Origin of the sequence: Streptomyces griseiscabiei, assembly GCF_020010925.1 — a bacterium.
GTDB classification, from domain to species: domain Bacteria; phylum Actinomycetota; class Actinomycetes; order Streptomycetales; family Streptomycetaceae; genus Streptomyces; species Streptomyces griseiscabiei.
Genome location: NZ_JAGJBZ010000001.1, coordinates 2,513,977 through 2,534,954, shown reverse-complemented (window position 1 = coordinate 2,534,954; position 20,978 = coordinate 2,513,977). Strand labels below are relative to the sequence as shown.

21 protein-coding genes are annotated in these 20,978 nt (G+C 74.1%); 15 read left to right on the top strand and 6 right to left on the bottom strand.

Annotated features, from left to right (window positions below):
• The first annotated feature begins 2 nt into the window (after positions 1-2).
• The 3 genes from J8M51_RS10925 (at position 3) to J8M51_RS10915 (ending at position 2,068) form a co-directional block, all read left to right on the top strand.
• On the top strand, positions 3-782 hold the full coding sequence (locus J8M51_RS10925) for an acyltransferase (RefSeq protein WP_086763422.1): 780 nt from the start codon (positions 3-5) through the stop codon (positions 780-782).
• A gap of 93 nt (positions 783-875) precedes the next feature.
• Positions 876-1,451, top strand: a complete 576-nt coding sequence (locus tag J8M51_RS10920; RefSeq protein ID WP_086763419.1) for a helix-turn-helix domain-containing protein — start codon at positions 876-878, stop codon at positions 1,449-1,451.
• A gap of 56 nt (positions 1,452-1,507) precedes the next feature.
• The gene (locus J8M51_RS10915; protein WP_086763417.1) at positions 1,508-2,068 is read left to right on the top strand and encodes a YbaK/EbsC family protein; all 561 of its coding nucleotides are present in this window, start codon (positions 1,508-1,510) and stop codon (positions 2,066-2,068) included.
• A 115-nt stretch (positions 2,069-2,183) separates the two neighbouring features.
• Here J8M51_RS10915 and J8M51_RS10910 read toward each other — a convergent pair whose 3' ends face one another.
• Complete coding sequence (locus tag J8M51_RS10910; RefSeq protein ID WP_086763415.1) at positions 2,184-2,741, bottom strand: NAD(P)H-dependent oxidoreductase; 558 nt, start codon at positions 2,739-2,741, stop codon at positions 2,184-2,186.
• Positions 2,742-2,892: 151 nt separating this feature from the next.
• Here J8M51_RS10910 and J8M51_RS10905 point away from each other — a divergent pair, with 151 nt between their 5' ends.
• From J8M51_RS10905 to J8M51_RS10890, 4 genes are all read left to right on the top strand, one after another.
• Positions 2,893-3,549 carry a TetR/AcrR family transcriptional regulator gene (locus tag J8M51_RS10905; protein WP_086763413.1) on the top strand — a complete coding sequence of 219 codons (657 nt, stop codon included), beginning with the start codon at positions 2,893-2,895 and terminating at the stop codon, positions 3,547-3,549.
• A 112-nt stretch (positions 3,550-3,661) separates the two neighbouring features.
• A complete protein-coding gene (locus J8M51_RS10900) occupies positions 3,662-4,582 on the top strand; it encodes an AAA family ATPase (RefSeq protein ID WP_086763411.1) in 921 nt (306 codons plus the stop codon).
• Positions 4,579-6,099 carry a VWA domain-containing protein gene (locus J8M51_RS10895; protein ID WP_267299139.1) on the top strand — a complete coding sequence of 507 codons (1,521 nt, stop codon included), beginning with the start codon at positions 4,579-4,581 and terminating at the stop codon, positions 6,097-6,099. Before J8M51_RS10900 ends, J8M51_RS10895 begins: the two co-directional genes overlap by 4 nt.
• A 111-nt stretch (positions 6,100-6,210) precedes the next feature.
• The gene (locus tag J8M51_RS10890) at positions 6,211-7,230 is read left to right on the top strand and encodes a universal stress protein (RefSeq protein ID WP_086764229.1); all 1,020 of its coding nucleotides are present in this window, start codon (positions 6,211-6,213) and stop codon (positions 7,228-7,230) included.
• A 49-nt stretch (positions 7,231-7,279) separates the two neighbouring features.
• Here the strand turns inward: J8M51_RS10890 and J8M51_RS10885 are convergent, their stop codons facing one another.
• Complete coding sequence (locus J8M51_RS10885) at positions 7,280-7,687, bottom strand: CoA-binding protein (RefSeq protein WP_086764231.1); 408 nt, start codon at positions 7,685-7,687, stop codon at positions 7,280-7,282.
• Between the two features lie 232 nt (positions 7,688-7,919).
• Here J8M51_RS10885 and J8M51_RS10880 point away from each other — a divergent pair, with 232 nt between their 5' ends.
• From J8M51_RS10880 to J8M51_RS10860, 5 genes are all read left to right on the top strand, one after another.
• The gene (locus tag J8M51_RS10880; RefSeq protein WP_086764233.1) at positions 7,920-8,621 is read left to right on the top strand and encodes a hypothetical protein; all 702 of its coding nucleotides are present in this window, start codon (positions 7,920-7,922) and stop codon (positions 8,619-8,621) included.
• Positions 8,618-9,163 (top strand): SixA phosphatase family protein, encoded by a 546-nt coding sequence (locus J8M51_RS10875; protein ID WP_086764235.1) that lies wholly within the window; start codon positions 8,618-8,620, stop codon positions 9,161-9,163. The genes J8M51_RS10880 and J8M51_RS10875 overlap by 4 nt, the downstream gene beginning before the upstream one ends.
• Positions 9,164-9,208: 45 nt before the next feature.
• Positions 9,209-9,835: a YigZ family protein gene (locus J8M51_RS10870; RefSeq protein ID WP_086764238.1), complete on the top strand. Its 627-nt coding sequence runs from the start codon at positions 9,209-9,211 to the stop codon at positions 9,833-9,835.
• A 181-nt stretch (positions 9,836-10,016) separates the two neighbouring features.
• A complete protein-coding gene (locus J8M51_RS10865) occupies positions 10,017-11,180 on the top strand; it encodes an exonuclease SbcCD subunit D (protein ID WP_086764241.1) in 1,164 nt (387 codons plus the stop codon).
• A gap of 43 nt (positions 11,181-11,223) precedes the next feature.
• Positions 11,224-14,223: an AAA family ATPase gene (locus J8M51_RS10860; RefSeq protein WP_267299138.1), complete on the top strand. Its 3,000-nt coding sequence runs from the start codon at positions 11,224-11,226 to the stop codon at positions 14,221-14,223.
• A 5-nt stretch (positions 14,224-14,228) separates the two neighbouring features.
• Here J8M51_RS10860 and J8M51_RS10855 read toward each other — a convergent pair whose 3' ends face one another.
• Complete coding sequence (locus tag J8M51_RS10855; protein WP_086751640.1) at positions 14,229-14,684, bottom strand: Lrp/AsnC family transcriptional regulator; 456 nt, start codon at positions 14,682-14,684, stop codon at positions 14,229-14,231.
• Between the two features lie 131 nt (positions 14,685-14,815).
• Here J8M51_RS10855 and J8M51_RS10850 point away from each other — a divergent pair, with 131 nt between their 5' ends.
• Entirely contained in the window at positions 14,816-15,301 is a 486-nt protein-coding gene (locus J8M51_RS10850; RefSeq protein ID WP_086751619.1) for a rhodanese-like domain-containing protein, read from the top strand.
• A 65-nt stretch (positions 15,302-15,366) separates the two neighbouring features.
• Complete coding sequence (locus J8M51_RS10845; protein ID WP_086751621.1) at positions 15,367-15,894, top strand: immunity 21 family protein; 528 nt, start codon at positions 15,367-15,369, stop codon at positions 15,892-15,894.
• A 121-nt stretch (positions 15,895-16,015) separates the two neighbouring features.
• Here J8M51_RS10845 and J8M51_RS10840 read toward each other — a convergent pair whose 3' ends face one another.
• Positions 16,016-17,707 (bottom strand): DUF885 domain-containing protein, encoded by a 1,692-nt coding sequence (locus tag J8M51_RS10840; protein ID WP_086751623.1) that lies wholly within the window; start codon positions 17,705-17,707, stop codon positions 16,016-16,018.
• A gap of 115 nt (positions 17,708-17,822) precedes the next feature.
• Positions 17,823-18,314 carry an Lrp/AsnC family transcriptional regulator gene (locus tag J8M51_RS10835; RefSeq protein WP_086751625.1) on the bottom strand — a complete coding sequence of 164 codons (492 nt, stop codon included), beginning with the start codon at positions 18,312-18,314 and terminating at the stop codon, positions 17,823-17,825.
• 60 nt (positions 18,315-18,374) lie between these two features.
• Between J8M51_RS10835 and J8M51_RS10830 the strand changes: the two genes are divergently transcribed.
• Complete coding sequence (locus J8M51_RS10830) at positions 18,375-19,595, top strand: trans-sulfuration enzyme family protein (protein ID WP_086751643.1); 1,221 nt, start codon at positions 18,375-18,377, stop codon at positions 19,593-19,595.
• A 13-nt stretch (positions 19,596-19,608) separates the two neighbouring features.
• Here the strand turns inward: J8M51_RS10830 and J8M51_RS10825 are convergent, their stop codons facing one another.
• Complete coding sequence (locus tag J8M51_RS10825) at positions 19,609-20,901, bottom strand: GNAT family N-acetyltransferase (protein ID WP_086751626.1); 1,293 nt, start codon at positions 20,899-20,901, stop codon at positions 19,609-19,611.
• Between the last annotated feature and the right edge of the window lie 77 nt (positions 20,902-20,978).

Sequence of the window (20,978 nt, the reverse complement as noted above, 5' to 3'; positions counted from 1 at the left end):
TCATGGGGGTGCCGCCGGGTGAGTACCGTGAGCGGGTGCCGAAGAGCAAGAACACGTTCTCGTCCTGGCGGGGCCGCCTCGTGCAGCGCGCCGTCCACGCGGGCTGGGCGTGGCTGCAGCGCACGGGGTCGGTGACGGCGGAGCGGCCCGGCCGCCTCCGCTTCGGCGCGATGGGAACCGGTACCAGACTCGCCTTCCCGCTCGGCACGGTCTTCGGCGAGCCGTGGATCCATCTCGGCGCGCACTGCATCATCGGCGAGCAGGTCACCCTGACCGCCGGGCTGATGCCCGATCTGGACCTCGGCGCGGAACCGATCCTGTGCATCGGTGACGGGGTCGTCCTCGGCCGCGGCAGCCATGTCATCGCCGACACCACCGTCACCATCGGCAGCGACTGCTACTTCGGGCCGTATGTGTATGTGACGTCCACGAACCACTCCTACGACGACCCGCACGAGCCGATCGGCAGACAGTGGCCCCGGATGGACCCGGTGTCGATCGGTCCCGGCTGCTGGATCGGCACGGGCGCGGTGATCCTGCCGGGGGCGCGGATCGGGCGGAACGTGGTGGTCGCCGCGGGAGCGGTCGTGCGCGGTGCGGTGCCGGACCACTCGGTGGTCGCGGGGGCGCCCGCGCGGGTCGTGCGCCGGTGGGACCCGGTGGACGGGTGGCAGCCCCCGATCCGCACGCCCGCGCCCGTGCCGATCCCCGACGGGGTCACCCCGGAACAGCTGCTGGCGCTGGCGGAATGGGACGCGGAGGGGGCGGGGGAGTCCGCCTGAGCGCCGGGGTGCCGACCAGGACAGCCAGTACAGTGGGCCCGTCACCGTTGGTGCATCGCACTGAACCCTGCCATTGAGAATATTGGACGGAATGTGTCGGATCTCGACCTGCTGACCCAGTCCCTGGCGCGGAACGTCAAGCGCTGGCGCACCGAGCGGGGTTTCACCCTGGACACGCTCGCGGCCCGCGCCGGAGTCAGCCGGGGCATGCTCATCCAGATCGAGCAGGCCCGCACCAACCCCAGCATCGGCACCGTCGTCAAGATCGGTGACGCGCTGGGCGTCAGCGTCACCACGCTCCTCGACTACGAGCAGGGGCCGAGGGTCCGGATCGTCCCGCCGGAGCAGGTGGTCCGGCTGTGGCACACCGAGGCGGGCAGCTACAGCAAGCTGCTGGCCGGTACGGAGGCGCCCGGCCCGCTGGAGATGTGGAGCTGGCTGCTGATGCCGGGCGAGGGCAGCGGGTCGGACCCGCACCCCCTGGGCACGGTCGAGATCGCGCATGTCACGGCCGGTGAACTGACCCTGACCGTCGAGGGCACGGAGTACCGCGTCCCGGCCGGTTCGAGCGTCACCTTCGAGGCCAACGCGGCCCATGAGTACGCGAACCGGGGAGACGTGCCGACGGAGCTGGTGCTGACGGTGTCGGTGCCTCCCGTGCAGCACTGAGACGCGGCACCGGGACGCCGAACCGGCCGCCACCGGGCCTTTGTTACCGTGCGTCCATGCGCGCACCCATCGGAGACTTCGACCACGTCACCCCCGCCCCCGACTGCCTCGACGACCTCGTCGGCCCGGTCGCCGACACCGTACGCGGCTGGCCGGGAAGTGTTCCCGCCGACCGGATCCTGTACGTCGAGACGGACCCGGCGTGGGCCGACACCGCGGTCTTCGTCCAGCACTACGGGCAGGAACTGCTCGAACAGTCCGCGAACTGCGTGGTCGTCGCGGGCAGGCGGGGCGGCGGGTCGACGCTGGCCGCGTGTGTCGTGCTCTCCACCGCCCGCGTCGACGTCAACGGCGTCGTCCGCCGCCAACTCGGCGCGCGGAAAGCCTCGTTCGCGTCGATGGACACCGCTGTCGGGGAGACCGGGATGGAGTACGGGGGCATCACGCCCCTCGGGCTGCCCGCGGCCTGGCCGGTGCTGGTGGACCCGGCCGTCGTCGATCTGCCGTATGTCCTGGTCGGCAGCGGCCGGCGGCGCGGCAAGCTGCTGGTGCCGGGGAAGGCGCTCGCGGAGCTGCCGAACGCGGTGGTGCTGGAGGGGCTGGGAGTGACCGTCTGAGGGCGGCCCCGGAGCGGCCGGGTCGCTCGCCGCGGCGCCGGTGCCGGTGCCGGGAACGCCGACGCCGGGCCCCGGGCGTGTGGCCCGGGACCCGGCGGGACGGCTGAGCGCCGGATCAGGCGGCGGCGGTGCCCGCCTGGGTGAGCTGGTTCAGGACCTCGGTGAGGCCGGTGACGACCTCGGCGTCGTCGGCCGGGTGGGTCTCGGCGAAGCGGACGACCGAGCCGGGGATGGAGAGCTTGGCGTCCTCCAGGACCGTGGCGCCGGCGATGCCGACGGCCTTGCGGGTCTCGTCCTGCGCCCACACGCCGCCGAACTGGCCGAACGCGGTGCCGACCACGGCGACCGGCTTGCCGGTGAAGGAGCCGGCGCCGTACGGGCGGGACAGCCAGTCGATGGCGTTCTTCAGGACGGCCGGGATGGTGCCGTTGTACTCGGGGGAGAACAGCAGGAAGCCGTCGGCCTGGCCGGCGGCCTCGCGCAGCCGGGCGGCGGTGGCCGGGAGGGCGGCCTCGTTGTCGACGTCCTCGTTGTAGAACGGGACGTCGCCCAGACCCTCGTACAGCTCGATCTCGACGCCCTCGGGGGCGTGCTTCACGGCGGCCTCGGCGAGCTGGCGGTTGTGCGAACCGGCGCGAAGGCTGCCGACGAGCGCGAGGATGCGTACGGACATGAGCTGACTCCTAGCAAGGATGTGCACGTGGGGAAAGGCTGACCGGGCACGGGCCCGGTGGGGCGAGCTAAGCGGACCGGGGTCCGTTGAAATTTGTAGCACCTATCCGGACCGGGGTCCACTTCTCTGTGGTGAGCGTTACGCTCATTTCATGAAAGAGTCGCTGCCGCCCTTCCCGGCGCCTCAGGACCCCGACCCCCTCGACGGACTGCTGAACCTCACCCCGACCGCCTCCGACCAGCCACGACTGCGCGCGGACGCGGCCCGCAACCGTACGCGGCTGCTGGAGGTCGCCGCCAAGCTCGCGGCCGACTGCGGAGCCGCCAATCTGACCATGGAGGCCGTGGCGACCGCCGCCGAGGTGGGCAAGGGCACCGTCTTCCGGCGGTTCGGCGACCGGTTCGGGCTCATGGTCGCGCTCCTCGACCACCAGGAGCGGGAGCTGCAGGCCGCCTTCCTGACCGGGCCGCCGCCCCTGGGCCCCGACGCGCCGCCCGTCGAGCGGCTGCGGGCCTTCGGCGCCGCCGTCATCCGCCACGAGTACGCCCACCGCGACCTCTACCTCGCCGCCCGCGCCGACCTCTCCCGCCGCCACACCGGCCCCGCCACGCAGCTCCGTCTCGGCCATCTGTGCATGCTGCTGCGCCGGGCCCGTGCGACGGGCGACCTCGAACTGCTGGCGCAGACCCTGCTGGGCTATCTGGACATCGGGCTCGTGGATCACCTGGTGGAGCGGCGCGGGATGTCGCTGGACCGGCTGGAGCGGGGATGGGCGGATCTGGTGGAGCGGCTGGTCGTGGCGGCCTGAGGTCCGGTCCGGGACCGGGACCCTCGGTCCGCAGACAGGGAAAGCGACCGCTTGGTAACTTTGGGGGAGGTGTCGGGGAACGGCCTCGCGCACAGGGCCAGGGGGAGAGCACATGACCTACGAGTCCGCGGACCGTGCCGAGCACGACGCCCACGAGCGGCCGCAAGCCACCGGGACCGGTTTCTTCGCCTCTGTGGACGAGGTCGCCGCACGGCTCGCCGACGTGGGATACCTGGCCTCGACCGCCGTCGCCACCACCGTCTTCCTGGCCGACCGGCTCGGCAAGCCGCTGCTGGTGGAAGGCCCGGCGGGCGTCGGCAAGACCGAACTGGCCAAGGCCGTCGCCCGGGTCGGCGCCGCCCGGCTGGTCCGGCTCCAGTGCTACGAGGGCATCGACGAGTCCCGCGCGCTGTACGAGTGGAACCACGCCAAGCAGTTGCTGCGCATCACCGCCGGGCGCGACGAGGCCTGGGACGACGCCCGCACCGACATCTTCAGCGACGAGTTCCTGCTCACCCGCCCCCTGCTGACCGCCATCCGGGGCGACGAGCCGACCGTGCTCCTCATCGACGAGACCGACAAGGCGGACGTCGAGGTCGAGGGGCTGCTGCTGGAGGTGCTCAGCGACTTCCAGGTCACCGTCCCGGAACTGGGCACGATCACCGCCACCCGGTGCCCCTTCACCGTCCTCACCTCGAACGCCACCCGGGAACTCTCCGAGGCGCTCCGCCGCCGCTGCCTCTTCCTCCATCTCGACTTCCCCGACGCCGAGTTGGAGCGCCGGATCGTACGGCTGCGGGTCCCCGGCCTCGACGCCGCCCTCGCCGACTCCGTCGTCCGCGTGGTCGGCGCGCTGCGCGAGATGGAGCTGCGCAAGGCCCCCTCCGTCGCCGAGACCATCGACTGGGCCCGCACCCTGCTGGCCCTCGGCGCCGACACCCTCGACGAGAACGTCGTACGGGACAGCCTGGGCGTGATCCTCAAGCACCAGGACGACATCGAGAAGGCCGCGCGGAAGCTGACGCTGGTATGACCGCCGGGGCCGGGGCCGACGGAGTGCGTGAGGTGCGTACGGCTTCGGCGGCGCCGCTGGCCGACCGGCTCACCGCGTTCGTACGGGCGTTGCGTGGTCACGGGATTCGGATCGGGCCCGGTGAGACCGTGGACGCGGCGGCGGTGCTGGAGGTGCTGGGCCTCGCCGACCGGGAGCGGATCCGCGAGGGGCTGGCGGCGGCGCTGCTGCGCGCCGACCGGCAGCGCGCCGTGTTCGACTCGACCTTCGAGCTGTACTTCCCCCTCGGCGTGGGGGAGTTGACCGGTGCGCGGCGGGCCTCGGCCGGGGACCGGGACGAGCTGCGGGACCGGCTCGCCGAGGCGCTGGCCCTGAACGACGCGGTCGCGCTCGGCCGGCTCGCGGCCGAGGCCGTGGAACTGCTCGGCCGTTACGGTTCCCCCGGGTCGGACGGCTGGTCGGCCCACCAGACGCTGGACCGCCTTCGGCCGCAGACGCTGTTGGCGCGGATTCTGGCGGGTGCGCGGGAGGCCGGCGGGACGGGTGGGACGGGCGGAGGAGGCGGGGCCGGGTTCCGGATGGGATTCGGTGGCGGTTTGTCATTCGACGCGGGAGCGGGTGCGGAGGCCGGTGGCGGCTCCGGTCTCGGTTCGGGTGGGTTCACCGAGCGGCTGGACGCCGACGAAGTGCGGCGCCGTATCGAGGAGTTCCGGAAGCGGGTGGGTGCCGAGGCGCGGCGGCGGGTCGCCGAGCGCCGGGGCGCGGAGACGATCGCCGCGCGGGGTGTCGCGCCCAGCGCCGACCAGGTCGACTTCCTGATCGCGAGCCGTGAGCAGCTCGTCGAACTCCGCCGTACCGTACAGCCGTTGGCCCGGAAGCTCGCGACCCGGCTGGCCGCCCGGCGGCGCCGGGCCGCACGCGGTCAGATCGACATCCGGCGCACCCTCCGGCGCTCGCTGTCCACGGGAGGGGTGCCCCTGCGCCCCGCCTACCGGCGGCACCGGCCCGCCCGCCCGGAGATCGTGCTGCTCTGCGACGTGTCCGGCTCGGTCGCCGGGTTCGCCAACTTCACGATGCTCCTGGTGCAGGCGATGCGGGACCAGTTCAGCAAGGTGCGGGTGTACGCGTTCGTCAACCGCGTCGACGAGGTCACCGGCCTGGTCACCCATGGCGCGGCCGACCCCGCGGAGCTCGCCCGCCGGATCACCGCCGAGGCCGCCGTCTCCGGCTGGCACGGCAGCAGTGACTACGGGGCCGCGCTCGGGGAGTTCGCCGAGCGGCACCTCGACGCCGTGGGCCCCCGTACGTCGGTGATCGTCCTGGGGGACGCCCGCACCAACGGGTTCGATCCGCACCCGGAGGCCCTGCGGCGGATCGCGGCCCGCGCCCGCCGGGTCCACTGGCTGAACCCCGAGTCGCCGCAGCAGTGGGGGACGGGCGACTCCGCCGCCCACGTCTACGCCGACATCGTCGACATGCACGCCTGCCGGAACGCGCGGCGGCTGGGGGAACTGGTGACCCGGCTGCTGCCGGTGTGACGCGGGGCCCGTGCGGGGGCGGGCCCCCTCACCGCGGCCCGGTCGCGCCCCTGCGGATCGGCCGCGCTGCGGCGATCCTGGAAGCAGACCTCGACCTCTGGAGGTGCGCCCATGTTCCGCACCGTCACCGCCGGTATCGACGCTTCGCCCGAGAGTCTGGCCGCCGCCGAGTGGGCGGCCAGGGAGGCTTCGCTTCGCGCGCTGCCGCTGCGGTTGGTCAATGTCTGGGAGCCGGTTCCCGAGCCGATGGGCAGGGAACCGGTGCTGGGGCCGGGGACGGGCCCGCCCGTCGGCGCGGAGGTGGGACCGGTGGGCGTGGGGCGGAGCGCGTGGCGGGACCCGGGCGTCGGGAAGGTGCTGCGTGAGGCGGCCGACGGGATCCGGTCACGGCACGCGGGCCTCGACGTGCGGGTCGAGCAGCTGGCGGGCCGGGCGAGCGAGGAACTGGTGGGGGTGGCCCACAGCGGGGAACTGCTGGTCCTCGGCTCCCGCGGGCTGAGCGGGATCGCCGGGTTCCTGCTCGGCTCCGTGGGGCTGCACGTGGTCGCGCACACGGAGCGGCCGGTGGTGCTCGTACGGGCCGGGGAGCGGGCCTCGGACGAGCATGTGCCGGGGCCGGCCGGAGGGCCGGGTTCGCCGGGGCCGGCCGGGGAAGGGACCGAGCCGGGGACGGAGGGCGAGCCGGGTGCCGGGTCGCCGTTCCGGCCCGTCGTCCTCGGGCTGGACACCGTGCAGCCGGATCACACGCTGATCCGGTTCGCGTTCGAGGCGGCCCTGGTGCGCGGGACCACGTTGCGGATCCTGCACGACTGGCGTCCGCCGCCGCACTCGGGCCTCCGCGAGCGGCCCGAGCTGGAGGCCGATCTCGACGCCGACGTGGGCCAGGTGGAGGCCGGGACGCTGACCGAGGTGCTGGTGCCGTGGCGACGGGAGTTTCCCGGGGTGGAGGTGGTGGAGGAGTCCCGCCGGGGGAAGGCGGCGGAGCATCTGCTCGCGGCGTCCCGGGACGCGTGCCTGGTGGTCGTCGGGCGCCGGGTACGGCATTCGCCGGTGGGGGCGCACATCGGGCCCGTGGTGCACGCCGTGCTCCATCACGCGGGGGTGCCGGTGGCCGTGGTCGCGCACGAGTGAGGTCCGGGGCCGCCTCGACGATGCTCTGCGGACCGGGGGAGCGGGGTCCTCAGGCCAGCCGTGGAATCTCGATGGCCGGGCAGCGGTCCATGACCATGTCCAGGCCCGCCTCGCGGGTGCGGTGGTAGGCCGGTTCGTCGATCACGCCGAGCTGGAACCAGACGGCCCGGGCACCGATGCGGGTGGCCTCGTCGGCTACGGAGCCCGCGAGGTCGCTGTTGACGAAGACGTCGACGACGTCCACGGGGAAGGGGATGGCGGAGAGGGAGGCGTAGCCCTGTTCGCCGTGGACCGTCTCGGCCTTGGGGTGCACCGGGACGACGCGCTTGCCGTAGCGCTGGAGGACCTGGGCGACACCGTACGCCGCCCGGTCGCGGTTGTTGGACAGGCCGACGACGGCCCAGGTGTCGCCGAGTTCCGTCAGCACCCTGCGGATCGTGGCGGGGTCGCCGTACATGCCGTCTCCTCTGTCGGTCGGTCGGCCGGTGGAGCGCCCGTCCGTGCGGTGCGCTGCCAGCGGCAACAGCGGGCGGGGCCCGGCGATTCCCGGAAGCGGTGCCGGGCGTGACGTCCGGCACCGCTTCCGGGAACTGGTTCACGTACGGCTTCGAGCGGCCGCGGTACGGCGCGATCTCCGGAATACCGTCCTCCGCACTGCGTTCCGGCCGTCCCGCGCCTACGCTCACCCCGTGCTGCGTATCACCGACGCCCGGACCGGCGAGCCCGCCGAGATCCGCAGGGCGCTCACCCGGGTCCATGCCGACGTGCCGGGGGACGACACCTCGGCCCTGCGGGTCCTGCTGGTCGCCGATGTCCTCGCCCGTGCCCTGGAACTGGGCGGGAGCCCCGTCCTGCTGGTCGCCGACCCGTCCACCGCGCTGCGGGCGCGCGCCGACGACCTCGGTGTCCGGCCGAGCGAGGCCCCGACGGCGGGGGGAGGACAGCGGGTGCTGCGGGTGTTCGGCTCGGGGGAGCCCGGGACCGGCCTCAGCGTCGCGGTCGCCCCGGTGACCGGCCCCGGGGAACCCGACCCGTCGGGCTCCCCGGCCCCGTCGGGCTCCGCCCTCCGCCTCGCCCTTCTCGCGCAGCCCCACCGGGCCCCCGCCACCCTCGACGCGACCGCGCTCGCCGAGGCCGCCGACACGGTCGCCCACTGGCGCGCGGCGGTCGCGGCCTGGGCGACGCGGCCGTCCAGGCCCGTTCCCGAGCCCGTGCGGCAGGCCCTGCGCGCCGCGTGGGAGGACGACCTCGACGTACGCGCGGTGCTCGGCGTACTGAGGGAGGTGGAGGGGGCGCGGGACGTGCCGGACGGCGCGCGGTTCGAGACGTACGCCTACGCGGACCGGCTCCTCGGACTGGAACTCACCCGTGAGATCGGAGCATCGGCATGATCACGCGCGCCGGCGTGGGCCCCCTGCGCAGACTCGTCGTCCTGCGGCACGCCAAGTCCGCGTGGCCGGTGGGCGTTCCCGACCACGAGCGGCCCCTGGCACCGCGCGGCCTGCGCGACGCCCCCGCTGCCGGCCGGGCCCTCGCCGGGGCGGACTGCCTGCCCGACCTCACCGTCTGCTCCACGGCCGTACGGGCGCGGCAGACCTGGGAGCTGGCCGCCGCGGAGTGGGGAACGCCGCCGCCCGTACGGCATGACGGGCGGGTGTACGCCGCCGAGGTGCCGGAGCTGCTCGACGTGGTGCGCGAGGTCCCCGACCGGGTGCGCACGCTGCTGCTCGTCGGCCACAACCCGGGACTGGAGGAACTCGTCCTCGACCTGGCCGGCGACGGCCTCGACGACACCCTGGACGACGTACGGACCAAGTTCCCCACCTCGGCGATCGCGTTCCTCTCCTGGCACGGCGAGACCTGGGCCGCGCTCACCCCGGGCACGGCCCTGCTGACGGACCTGATCGTGGCCCGGGGGAAGAAGAAGCCCTGACGGGGCGCCCCTCGGCGTGCGCCGGCCTGCGCATAGGCTGGCCGGATGCAGGACGAGTACCGCACCGTCGCCCGCGCCGGCGTGCACGAGACCGAGGTCAACCGCTCCCGGTTCCTGTGCGCGCTCGCCCCGGCGGCCACCGAGCAGGAGGCCCAGGACTTCGTCGCGGCCGTCCGCAAGGAGCACGCCGACGCCACGCACAACTGCTTCGCGTACGTCATCGGCGCCGACGCGGCCGTCCAGCGGGCGAGCGACGACGGCGAGCCCGGCGGCACCGCCGGCGTCCCCATGCTGCAGATGCTGCTCCGCCGGGACATGCGGTACGTCGTCGCCGTCGTCACCCGGTACTACGGCGGGGTCAAACTGGGCGCGGGCGGCCTCATCAGGGCGTACGGCGGTGCCGTCGGCGAGGCCCTGGACACGCTCGGCACCCTCACCCGCCGACGCTTCCGGCTGGCCACGGTGACCGTCGACCACCAGCGCGCCGGCAAGGTGCAGAACGACCTGCGCTCCACCGGGCGCGAGGTCCGTGACGTGCGGTACGCGGAGGCCGTCACCATCGAGATCGCCCTGCCCGACGCCGAGGTGGACGCGTTCCGCGCCTGGCTCGCCGACTCCACCGCGGGCACGGCAGAGTTGGAACTCGGCGGCGAGGCGTACGGGGACGCCTGACCGGCCCTCGACGTGTGCCCGCGGCTCCCCGTTCCGGAGAGGAGCGGGTGCGGGATGCGTTAGCGTGGCGGGCGTTGACGGTGAGCCCTGGTCCGGTTCGTGGCGGTTCGCGCTGTTCGGCGCTGTATCGCGGCGGTTCCGGAGGGGCATGAGGGGTGAAGGTGCGGGTCGGGGCGATCTCATGAGGGTGCTGCACACTTCCGACTGGCATCTGGGCCGGACGTTCCACCGCGTCAACATGCTCGGCGCGCAGGCCGAGTTCATCGGGCATCTGGTCGCCACCGTGCGGGAGCGCGACGTGGACGTGGTGGTCGTGGCCGGGGACGTGTACGACCGGGCGGTGCCCGCGCTGGCGGCGGTCGAACTCTTCGACGACGCCCTGCACCGGCTGGCCGAGCTGGGGGTGCCCACGGTGATGATCTCCGGGAACCACGACTCGGCGCGGCGGCTCGGTGTCGGCGCGGGACTCATCGGCCGGGCGGGCGTCCATCTGCGGACGGCGGCCTCGGCGGTCGGGACGCCGGTGGTGCTGCCGGACGCCGACGGCGACGTCGCCTTCTACGGGCTGCCGTATCTCGAACCCGCCCTGGTGAGGGACGAGTTCGGCGTCGAGAAGCCGGGCCACGAGGCGGTGCTCACCGCCGCCATGGACCGGGTCCGGGCGGATCTGGCCACCCGCGCCGAGGGCACCCGTTCCGTCGTCCTGGCCCATGCCTTCGTCACCGGCGGCGCGCCCAGCGACAGCGAGCGGGACATCTCCGTCGGCGGTGTCTCCTCCGTGCCGGCCGGGGTCTTCGACGGCGTCGACTATGTGGCGCTCGGCCACCTCCACGGCAGCCAGACCCTCACCGACCGCGTCCGCTACTCCGGGTCCCCGCTGCCGTACTCCTTCTCCGAGGCCGACCACCGCAAGAGCATGTGGCTGGTGGACCTCGGCGCCGACGGTTCGGTGGACGCCGAGCGCGTGGACTGCCCCGTCCCCCGTCCTCTCGCCCGGATCCGGGGACGGCTCGACGAACTGCTCGCCGACCCGGAGCTGGCCCGGCACGAGGAGGCCTGGGTCGAGGCCACCCTCACCGACCCGGTCCGGCCCGCCGAGCCCATGGCCCGGCTCTGCGCCCGCTTCCCGCACACCCTCAGCCTCGTCTTCGATCCCGAGCGCGCCCCCGGCGACCCGGACATCTCCTACGCCCGCCGCCTCGCCGGCCGCGACGACCAGGAGATCGCCGAGGACTTCGTCGCCCACGTCCGCGGCACGGGCCCCGACGCACACGAACGGCGCGTGCTCAGGGACGCGTTCGACGACGTAAGGGCCGACGAGACGGTGCGGGAGGTCGCCCGGTGAACCCCGTCCACCCGTCGCCCCGGCCCGCCCCGGGAGGGGACCGATGAGGCTCCACCGGCTCGACATCACCGCCTTCGGCCCCTTCGGCGGCGCCCAGTCCGTCGACTTCGACGACCTCTCGGCCGCCGGGCTCTTCCTGCTGCACGGCCCGACCGGCGCGGGCAAGACCTCGGTCCTGGACGCCGTCTGCTACGCGCTGTACGGCTCGGTGCCGGGCGCCCGGCAGAACGGCGGCGGGCAGGGCATGACCCTGCGCAGCGACCACGCGGCGCCTTCGACACGTACCGAGGTCCGGCTCGAACTCACCGTCGCCGGACGCCGGTTGGAGGTCACCCGACAGCCGCCCTGGGAGCGGCCGAAGAAGGGGAATCGGGCGGGGACCACGGTCGACAAGGCGCAGAGCTGGCTGCGCGAGTACGACGCGGGCGCGGGGTCCTGGAAGGATCTCAGCCGGTCCCACCAGGAGATCGGCGAGGAGATCACCCAGGTCCTGGGGATGAGCCGGGAGCAGTTCTGCCAGGTCGTGCTGTTGCCGCAGGGCGACTTCGCGCGGTTCCTGCGGGCCGACGCCGAGGCACGCGGAAAGCTGCTCGGCCGGCTCTTCGACACCCATCACTTCGCCGCCGTCGAGAAGCGGCTCGCCGACCGGCGCCGGGCGGCCGAGGCACGGGTGCGCGACGGCGACACGGACCTGCTCGCCGACGCCCACCGGATGCAGCAGGCGGCGGGGGACGGCCCGGAGCCGCCCGAGGCGGCACCCGGCGACCCCGGGCTCGCCGACGCCGTGCTGGGCTGGGCCGCCGTCGCCCGCAGCACCGCGCGGGAACGGCTCACCGTCGCCCACTGCGCGCGCGCCGCCGCCGAGTCGGCCCGCGCCGCCGCCGACCGCGCCCTGGACGACGTACGCGAAGTCGCCCGGCTGCAACGGCGGTTCGCGGAGGCGCGGGAGCGGGCCGCGCGGCTGGAGGAGCGGGCCGACGCGCACCGGGAGGACCGGGCGCGGATGGAGCGGGCCCGCAAGGCGGAGGCCGTGGTGCCCGCGCTGGAGCTGCGCGACGAGGCCGAGCGCGAGCATCGGCGGGCGAGTGCGGAGGAAGAGCGGGGGCGCGCCGGGCTGCCGGGGACGTACGCCGACGCGGGTGCCGCCGGGCTCGCCGGCGCCGCCCGCAAGGTGGCGGAGGAACTGGGCGGTCTGGAGGCGGCCCGCCGTGCGGAGCGGCGGCTGGCGGTGCTCCTCGGCGAGCGGGCGGAACTGCTCGACGAGGAGCGGGCCGACGAGGACGTCCTCCAGGACGCCGGGGGCTGGCTGGCCGGTTGGGAGACCGCCCGCGCCGAGCTGCGGACCCGGATCGAGTCCGCGCAGGAGGCCGCCACCCGCGCCGAACAGCTCGCCGAGCGCCGGGAACCCGCCGGGAAGCGGCTCGCGGCGGCCCGGCAGCGGGACCAGCTGGGCCGGGACACCGACGAGGCGCAGGCGCGGGTGCTGCGGCTGGCCGAGTCGGCGGTGGAAGCCCGCGCGCACTGGCTGGACCTCAAGGAACAGCGGCTGTCGGGCATCGCGGCGGAACTCGCCGCCGAACTCGTCGAGGGGCGGCCCTGCGCCGTCTGCGGCGGCACCGAACACCCCGAGCCGGCCCGGAAGGTCGCCGGACACGTGGACCGGGAGGCGGAGGAGCGGGCGCTCGCCGCGTTCCAGCGGGCCGACGCCGAGCGCGCCGACGCGGAGCGGCTGCTCGGGCTCGCCCAGCGGGCGCTGGCCGCCGCGAGCGCCGAGGCCGGTGACACCCCGACCGCTCGACTCGCCGAGCTGGCGGCCGAGTTGGAGGACGCGTACGCCGAGGCACGGCGCGGCGCCGGCGAGCTGCACCCCGCGCGGGAGGCGCTGCTGCACGCCGAACGGGAACACGACCGGCGGACCGCCGCCCAGCAGGAGGCGGTGCTGCGGGCCGCGACCCGCACCACCCGGCGTGACGCGCTGGAACGGGAACGGGAAGCCCTGGAAGCGGAGTTGACCGAGGCTCGGGGCGAGGCCGAGAGCGTGTCCGCGCGGGCCGCCGAGCTGGAACGGCTGGCCGCGCTGCTCACCGGGGCCGCCGACGCCGTGCGGGCGGCCGACGACACCGCGCAGCGGCTCAAGGACGCCGACGCGCGCCTCGCCGACGCCGCCTTCCGCGCCGGGTTCGACACCCCGGTGGCCGCTGCCGCCGCCGTCCTCGACGACGCCGCCCACCGCGATCTTCAACACCGCCTGGACGCCCGGCAGTCGGAGGGGGCCGCCGTACGGGCCGTCCTCGCCGAGGCGGAGACGGCGGCCGCGGCCGAGCGGCCGCCCGCCGACCTCGCGACCGCCGAGCGGACCGCCGAGGCCGCCGCCCGGCGGCTCCAGGACACCGTCTCCGCGTGGGACGCAGCCGAGCGCCGCCGCTCCGAACTGGACCGGCTCTCCGCGCGGGCCACCACCGCCGTACGCCGGCTCGCGCCCCTGCGGGAGGAGTACGACCGGGTCGCCCGGATGGCGACGCTCACGGCCGGCACCTCCGCCGACAACGAGCGCAGGATGCGGCTGGAGGCGTACGTCCTCGCCGCCCGGCTGGAACAGGTCGCCGCCGCCGCGTCCGTACGGCTCCAGCGCATGTCCTCCGGCCGCTACACCCTCGTCCACTCCGACGACCGGGCCGGACGGGGCCGCAGCGGGCTCGGGCTGCATGTCGTCGACGCCTGGACCGGGCGGGAGCGGGACACGGCCACGCTCTCCGGCGGAGAGACGTTCTTCGCCTCCCTCGCGCTCGCCCTCGGTCTCGCCGACGTCGTGACCGACGAGGCCGGTGGCGTACGTCTCGACACGCTCTTCATCGACGAGGGATTCGGCAGCCTCGACGACCAGACCCTCGACGAGGTCCTCGACGTCCTCGACGCGCTGCGCGAACGCGACCGCAGTGTCGGCATCGTCAGCCATGTCGCCGATCTGCGGCGGCGCGTCCACGCCCAGCTGGAGGTCGTCAAGGAGCGGACGGGGTCGGTCGTGCGGCAGCGGGGCCGGTGATCGTGTCAGTGGCCCAGGGGGCGCCGGGGGAGCGGTGAGGAGTAGACGACGCTCGTCGTCACCGACCCCAGCGCGCCGATCTTGCCCGACACCTCCTCCAGGTGGCGCATCGAACGGGCGGCGACCTTGATCACGAAGCAGTCGTCGCCCGTGACGTGATGCGCCTCCAGGATCTCGGGCGTGACGGCCACCAGGTCGTGGAAGGGCTTGTAGTTGCCGTTGGGGTAGCGCAGGCGCACGAACGCCAGGATCGGCAGCCCCAGCCGTTCCGGGTCCACGACGGCCGCGTACCCCTGGATGACGCCCGCCTCCTCCAGCCGCCGCACCCGCTCGGTCACGGCGCTCGGCGACATCGACACGGCCCGGGCGAGTTCGGCGAAGCTGACCCGGCCCTCGCGCTGGAGGACCTCCAGGATGCGCCAGTCGGTGACATCGGGCTCGTGCGGGGGATTCACGGTCATGGTCGAGGGATAGCAGGGGAATCCCCGGCCGATCAAGCCTCGGGCCGTGGAACGCCTCTTCATGGAGATGATCACCGGCCATAGATTTCAGGTCAGGGAAACAAGGGCTTCCACGAGAGAAAGGCCGGCTCATGAGCGTCACCGCCACGTCCGCCGCCAACCCCGTCCTGCGGGTCGCCCCCGCCGCTCCGGCCGAGGCCGCCGCGTACTTCCGGGCGAGCCTCCTCTTCCACACCGACGTCTCCGACGTGGCCGCAGCCCTCGCCGCCGACGGCGACCCCGGCTTCGTCGTCCTCGACTCCCGCTCCACCCGGTCCTGGGAGCAAGGTCACGTCCCGGGCGCCGTCCACCTCCCCACCGCGCGGATCACCGAGCTGGCGGAGACGCTGCTCGACAAGTCCGTGCCGGTCGTCACCTACTGCTGGGGCCCCGCCTGCAACGGCGGCACCCGCGCCGCGCTCGCCCTCGCCGAACTCGGCTTCCGGGTCAAGGAGATGCTCGGCGGCTTCGAGTACTGGGCGCGTGAGGGCCTCGCCTACGAGACCTGGGAGGGCGGGGCGCGGCAGGCGGTGGACCCGCTGACCGGCCCGGTGGACGACGCGAACTGCGGTTGCTGACAATCTGTCAAGAGGGGTGCGGGGGCGGCGAGTTCGGCTACGCGGGCGCCGTGTAGCTTCGGGGCATGGCTGGATACGCGGATGCGGTGGCGGTGCCCGATGTGGTGCGGTGGGTGGAGTCGAGCGGCGGACCGCTCATAGCGCTGCCGGAGGCGGTACTGCCGTTCTGGGCGGGCGCCGACGGCGACGAGACCTCGTCCGACTACGACCGGGCCTGTGACGTCGACGGTCACATCGGCCTGCTGCCGGTCGGCGACACCCGCGCCCTGGTCCTCGGCCATGAACCCGCCTCCACCGCCTACCTCCCCGAGCACGGCACCTTCGTCCGCTGGTACGCCGCCGACACCGAGGCCGAACTCCTCGCGGCCGTCCCGGCGGCGCTCGACACGGCCGTCTGGGAGCCGGAGGTGGAGTGGCGGGTGCCGGGCCCGGTCGTCCTGTTCGACGCCGCCTGGCCCGGGAGCGCCTTCCGGGACACGGACCACATACGGGTGGAGCTGGGCCCCGGCCGCTACGGGGTGCGCGCCGCCCATGTCTCGACGGGGCCGGAGACCTGGCTCGGCCTGGTCCGCGTGAGACCCCTGACCGGCTGAGCGGTCGTACGGATTCCCCGCTCCCCGAAGCGGTGCGGCGGCGGCCGGGCCCGGCCGGAAGCGGCGGTGGTGGCGGCCGGGCCCGGCCCGCGATGGCGGTGGCGGGCCCGGCCGGCCCGGATCACAGCCGGGACAGCTCCTCCACCAGGTCGTCCAGGCCCAGGGAGCCCTGGGAGAGCGCGGCCATGTGCCAGGCCTTGGCGTCGAAGGCCTCACCATGGCGTCGCTTCGCGTTCTCCCGGCCCAGCAGCCAGGCGCGTTCCCCGAGCTTGTAGCCGATGGCCTGGCCCGGCATCGTCAGATAGCGGGTCAGCTCGCTCTCCACGAAGTCCGCCGGACGGCTGCTGTGGGCGCCGAAGAACTCCTGGGCCAGCTCGACGGTCCAGCGCTCGCCCGGGTGGAACGGCGAGTCCGCCGGGATCTCCAGCTCCAGGTGCATACCGATGTCGACGATGACCCGGGTCGCGCGCATCATCTGCGCGTCCAGGTAACCGAGCCGCTCCTCCGCGTCCTTGAGGAAGCCCAGCTCGTCCATGAGGCGTTCCGCGTACAGGGCCCAGCCCTCGGCGTTGGCGCTCACCCCGCCGATCGTCGCCTGGTAGCGGGAGAGGTCGTCCTTGACGTACACCCACTGCGCCAGCTGGAGATGGTGGCCGGGGACGCCCTCGTGGTACCAGGTGGAGACCAGGTCGTAGACGGGGAAGCGGGTCGCGCCCATCGTCGGCAGCCAGGTGCGGCCCGGCCGGGAGAAGTCCTCGGTCGGGGCCGAGTAGTAGGGGGCCGCCGCGCCGCCGGGCGGGGCGATGCACGACTCGACCTTGCGGACCGGCTCGGCCAGGTCGAAGTGGGTGCCGTCCAGGGCCTCGATCGCCTCGTCCATCAGCGACTGCAGCCACTCGCGGACCTCGTCGACGCCCTCGATGTGCCGGCCGTGCTCGTCCAGGTGCGCCAGCGCCACCCACGGAGTCCCGGCGCCGGGCAGGATCTTCGCCGCCTCCTTCCTCATCTCGCCGAGCAGACGGTGGAACTCGGCCCAGCCGTACGCGTACGCCTCGTCCAGGTCCAGGTCCGAGCCCGTGAAGTAGCGGACCAGCCTGCCGTAGCGCTCCCGGCCGGTCGTGTTCGGCGCGTCCGCGACCTCCGGGGCGTACACGTCCCGCATCCAGTCCCGCAGCTCCACCACAGCCCGGGTCGCCCCGCGCGCTGCCTCGTCCAGCTCGGCGCGCAGCGACTCGGGACCCGCCGACGCGAAGTCCTCGAACCAGCCGCGCCCCGAACCGTCCGTGTCCGCCCACTCGGTCAGCTGGCCGATGAACGTCGCCGTCGGACGCGGGCCCGCGTACAGCTTGCGGTCCAGGCCCAGCGCGAGGGACTCGCGATAGCCGGCGTACGCCGTCGGCACCGCGCGCAGCCGCTCCGCGATCGCCGCCCAGTCCTCCTCGGTCTCGGTGGGCGTCATGGTGAAGACCTCGCGCACCTCGTGCGGCGGCGTGACCATGTTGCCGACCGCGCGCAGCCCCTCGTCGGCCTCGTGCACGGCCAGCTCCGCCGTCAGCCGCTCACGCAGCAGACGCGCGCACCGGCGCTCGGCGTCACTGTCCGCGCCGGGCTGCCGCTCCGCCTCGTCGAGCCGTGCGAGCGTCGCCCGGATCAGCTCCGCCCGGGCCTCCTGGCCCGCCGGCGAGGTGTCCGGCAGCCTGCCGGAACTCTCCTTCACCCCCAGATAGGTGCCGGTCACGGGGTCGAGGGCGACGAGGTCGTCGACGTACGCGTCGGCGACCTCGCGGGGCAGGAAGCTCTTGGTGTCAGCCATGCCGACAATCTTGGTACGGCGGCGGAGCGACGTCAGCTGCTTAAGGCCCGCTTGAGCCTTACGTCGGCCGGATTCCGCTCACGGCGTGATCCGGCCGGGCCCATGGCTGAAGCGCTCATGGAGTGTCCCGTTCGGCGTCCGGCGGCAGCAGCGGGCCGCACTCCCACTGCTGGAAGATCAGCCGGGTCTCCACCCGCGCCACCTCGCGCCGCGAGGTGAACCCGTCCAGGACCAGCCGCTGCAGATCCGCCATGTCCGCGACCGCGACATGCACGAGATAGTCGTCCGGCCCGGTGAGGTGGTACACGGTCCGCGACTCCGGCAGCGCCCGGATCCGCTCCACGAACGGCCCCACCAGCTCCCGCCGGTGCGGCCTGACCTGCACCGACAGCAGCGCCTCCAGACCGCGCCCCAGCTTGGCCGGATCCAGCCGCAGCTGATGACCGAGGATCACCCCGGCCCTGCGCAGCCGGGTCACCCGGTCCAGACAGGTCGACGGCGCGACCCCGACCTGCGCGGCGAGGTCCCGGTACGTCGTCCGGGCGTCGTTCTGCAGCAGCCTCAGCAGATGGAGGTCCACCGGATCGAGTACGACGGATTCGGCCATTGCCCGAACGTAGCACGGGATATGCACACCGGAGCCCGGCGGATGTTCACGCTGGCGCCCATGGACTCAGCGAGCACGCACGCGTACGACCACGCACGCACCACGCCGAGAGCACTGGCCACCGAGGCGGTGCACGCCGGCCGCGACGACCTCGCACGCCAGGGCCTGCACGTTCCGCCGATCGACCTGTCGACCACCTACCCCTCGTACGACAGCCGGGGCGAGGCCGCCCGCATCGACGCCTTCGCCGGCGACGGGGCCGAGCCGGAGGGCCCGCCGATCTACGGACGGCTCGGCAACCCGACCGTCGCCCGCTTCGAGACCGCCCTCGCCCGCCTCGAAGGCACCGGCGGCGCGGTCGCCTTCGCCAGCGGCATGGCCGCCCTGAGCGCCGTGCTTCTGGCCCGCGCCTCGACGGGCCTGCGCCATGTCGTCGCCGTACGCCCCCTGTACGGCTGCAGCGACCATCTCCTCACCGCCGGGCTGCTCGGCACCGAGGTCACCTGGGTCGACCCGGCCGGTGTCGCCGACGCCCTGCGCCCCGACACGGGCCTGGTCCTGGTCGAGACACCGGCCAACCCGACCCTCGCCGAACTCGACCTGCGCGCCCTCGCCCATGCCTGCGGCTCGGTCCCGCTGCTCGCCGACAACACCTTCGCCACGCCGGTCCTGCAACGCCCCGTCGAACAGGGCGCCCGGCTCGTCCTGCACAGCGCCACCAAGTACCTCGGCGGCCACGGTGACGTCATGGCCGGGGTCGTGGCCTGCGACGAGGAGTTCGCCGGGCGGCTGCGCCAGATCCGCTTCGCCACCGGCGGCGTCCTGCACCCGCTCGCCGGCTACCTCCTGCTGCGCGGGCTGTCCACCCTCCCGGTCCGCGTCCGCGCGGCCTCGGCGACCGCCGCCGACCTCGTCGGCCGCCTCGCCGCCGACCCGCGCGTCGCCCGGGTCCACTACCCGCGTATCGGCGGCGCCATGATCGCCTTCGAGGTCCACGGCGACCCCCACGAGGTCATCGCCGCGGTCCGTCTCATCACCCCGGCGGTGAGCCTCGGCAGCGTCGACTCCCTCATCCAGCACCCCGCCTCCATCAGCCACCGCATCGTGGACGAGACCGACCGCCGGGGCGCGGGCGTCAGCGACCGGCTGCTGCGGATGTCGGTGGGCCTGGAGGACGTCGAGGACCTGTGGGCGGACCTGGACGAGGCGCTGGGGAGCAGGGTGCGCGGCACCTCCGCGGGGGCGCGGGGAACCGCGCGATGCGCCGCGGCGCACCGGTAGCCGACGCCGGGCGTCACCCCCTGCGGCGCCCCTCCGCGGTCTCCACCACCCGGACCTCGTCCAGTCGCGCGGTGATCACCAGCGTCCCCTCCTCGATCTGGTAGTCGAGCGGCAGCCCGAGCGCCCGCATCGCCGCGACCATCCCCGTGTTGGACGACTGCGTCACCACGTACACGTTCGCGCAGCCCGTCCCGGCCGCCATGTCCACCAGCCTGCGGAGCAGTTCGCCGCCGATCCCGCGCCGCTGCCAGTCGTCCTCGACGAGCAGCGCGATCTCCGTCTCGTCACCGTCCCAGAGGAGGTGACCCAGTCCGACGAGGCGGCCCGAGGCGGTCCGCGCGGCGAGCGTCCGGCCGAAGCGCGGGCTCAGCAGGTGCTTGAGATACCGGTCGGCGTCCCCGACCGGCCCGTGGTACCGCATGCTCAGGGTGCGCGCGGAGCACCGCTCGTGCATCTCCCTGGCCGCCCGCAGGTCCCCTCCGTCGGCCCGGCGCACCGTGATGTCGTCGCCCTCGGACAGCGTCAGCACGTCCTCGCCGTGCGGGACCCGCGGCCCCAGCCGTGCGTCCAGTTCCACCAGGGCCCGCGCCCGCGCGAACTCCGTGGGCGTGAACGGCAGATACGGCCGCTCCACCGTGATCATCCCGCCCTCCGGCGCCCGCAGCCGCATCACCGTCTCCTCCAGGACCCCTTCGACCGGGGCGCTCTCCTGGGCCCGGCCCGAGCCGGGAGCGATGGCGGGCAGCGAGCGGATGGTGCAGCGGCCCAGCAACTGCCGCAACGCGAGCGGGAGTTCCGCCGCGTCCAGCGCCGTGCGTGTGGCCAGGCCGAGGATCCGGGTCGGGGCGTCCACCAGATCGTGGGCGTCACCGCGCTCGATCCAGGTCTCGGCGCCGCCCGCCTCGGACACGGCCCGGCCGATCGCGGTGGCCGACAGCTCCTCGGGCGCCCGGAGCAGGAACTCGTCCACCGTGCCCTCGGCCAGCGGATGCGTCTGCAGGCTCAGGATGTCGACCCGGTGCTCCGCCAGCGCCGTGCACAGCACGGCCAGCGAGCCCGGTTCGTCCTTCACCGTCGTCCGCATCCGCCACAGCAGCGTCGCACCGGTGACCACCGGGGCGGCCTCGGCGGACGGCCCGGCCTGCTGCCCCTCGGCGAGCGGCGGCCGGGCGTCGGTATCACCGGTCGGGGGCGCGTGCCCGTGGCGGCGTTCCCACCAGCCCCGGAATCCGGCCGTGGCCGAGAGCAGGTGGTGGATCGCGCGGCCGTCGCGGGCCCGCGTAGCATCGAACTTGTCCTGAGTCATGGGGCCACTGTGAACGAACGGTGTTGCGTGATCACGAACGCTTTGTGACTGACCGGTAAAAGCATCGTTCCGCACCT

Bases quoted from the DNA above. Each gene is read 5' to 3' on its own strand.
- J8M51_RS10845 (WP_086751621.1), top strand. From the start codon at position 15,367: ATGGCTGGATACGCGGATGCGGTGGCGGTGCCCGATGTGGTGCGGTGG.
- J8M51_RS10830 (WP_086751643.1), top strand. From the start codon at position 18,375: ATGGACTCAGCGAGCACGCACGCGTACGACCACGCACGCACCACGCCG.
- J8M51_RS10925 (WP_086763422.1), top strand. From the start codon at position 3: ATGGGGGTGCCGCCGGGTGAGTACCGTGAGCGGGTGCCGAAGAGCAAG.
- J8M51_RS10910 (WP_086763415.1), bottom strand. From the start codon at position 2,741: ATGTCCGTACGCATCCTCGCGCTCGTCGGCAGCCTTCGCGCCGGTTCG.
- J8M51_RS10875 (WP_086764235.1), top strand. From the start codon at position 8,618: ATGATCACGCGCGCCGGCGTGGGCCCCCTGCGCAGACTCGTCGTCCTG.
- J8M51_RS10840 (WP_086751623.1), bottom strand. From the start codon at position 17,707: ATGGCTGACACCAAGAGCTTCCTGCCCCGCGAGGTCGCCGACGCGTAC.
- J8M51_RS10855 (WP_086751640.1), bottom strand. From the start codon at position 14,684: ATGACCGTGAATCCCCCGCACGAGCCCGATGTCACCGACTGGCGCATC.
- J8M51_RS10890 (WP_086764229.1), top strand. From the start codon at position 6,211: ATGTTCCGCACCGTCACCGCCGGTATCGACGCTTCGCCCGAGAGTCTG.
- J8M51_RS10850 (WP_086751619.1), top strand. From the start codon at position 14,816: ATGAGCGTCACCGCCACGTCCGCCGCCAACCCCGTCCTGCGGGTCGCC.
- J8M51_RS10835 (WP_086751625.1), bottom strand. From the start codon at position 18,314: ATGGCCGAATCCGTCGTACTCGATCCGGTGGACCTCCATCTGCTGAGG.
- J8M51_RS10905 (WP_086763413.1), top strand. From the start codon at position 2,893: ATGAAAGAGTCGCTGCCGCCCTTCCCGGCGCCTCAGGACCCCGACCCC.
- J8M51_RS10895 (WP_267299139.1), top strand. From the start codon at position 4,579: ATGACCGCCGGGGCCGGGGCCGACGGAGTGCGTGAGGTGCGTACGGCT.
- J8M51_RS10825 (WP_086751626.1), bottom strand. From the start codon at position 20,901: ATGACTCAGGACAAGTTCGATGCTACGCGGGCCCGCGACGGCCGCGCG.
- J8M51_RS10860 (WP_267299138.1), top strand. From the start codon at position 11,224: ATGAGGCTCCACCGGCTCGACATCACCGCCTTCGGCCCCTTCGGCGGC.
- J8M51_RS10915 (WP_086763417.1), top strand. From the start codon at position 1,508: ATGCGCGCACCCATCGGAGACTTCGACCACGTCACCCCCGCCCCCGAC.
- J8M51_RS10900 (WP_086763411.1), top strand. From the start codon at position 3,662: ATGACCTACGAGTCCGCGGACCGTGCCGAGCACGACGCCCACGAGCGG.
- J8M51_RS10865 (WP_086764241.1), top strand. From the start codon at position 10,017: ATGAGGGTGCTGCACACTTCCGACTGGCATCTGGGCCGGACGTTCCAC.
- J8M51_RS10870 (WP_086764238.1), top strand. From the start codon at position 9,209: ATGCAGGACGAGTACCGCACCGTCGCCCGCGCCGGCGTGCACGAGACC.
- J8M51_RS10885 (WP_086764231.1), bottom strand. From the start codon at position 7,687: ATGTACGGCGACCCCGCCACGATCCGCAGGGTGCTGACGGAACTCGGC.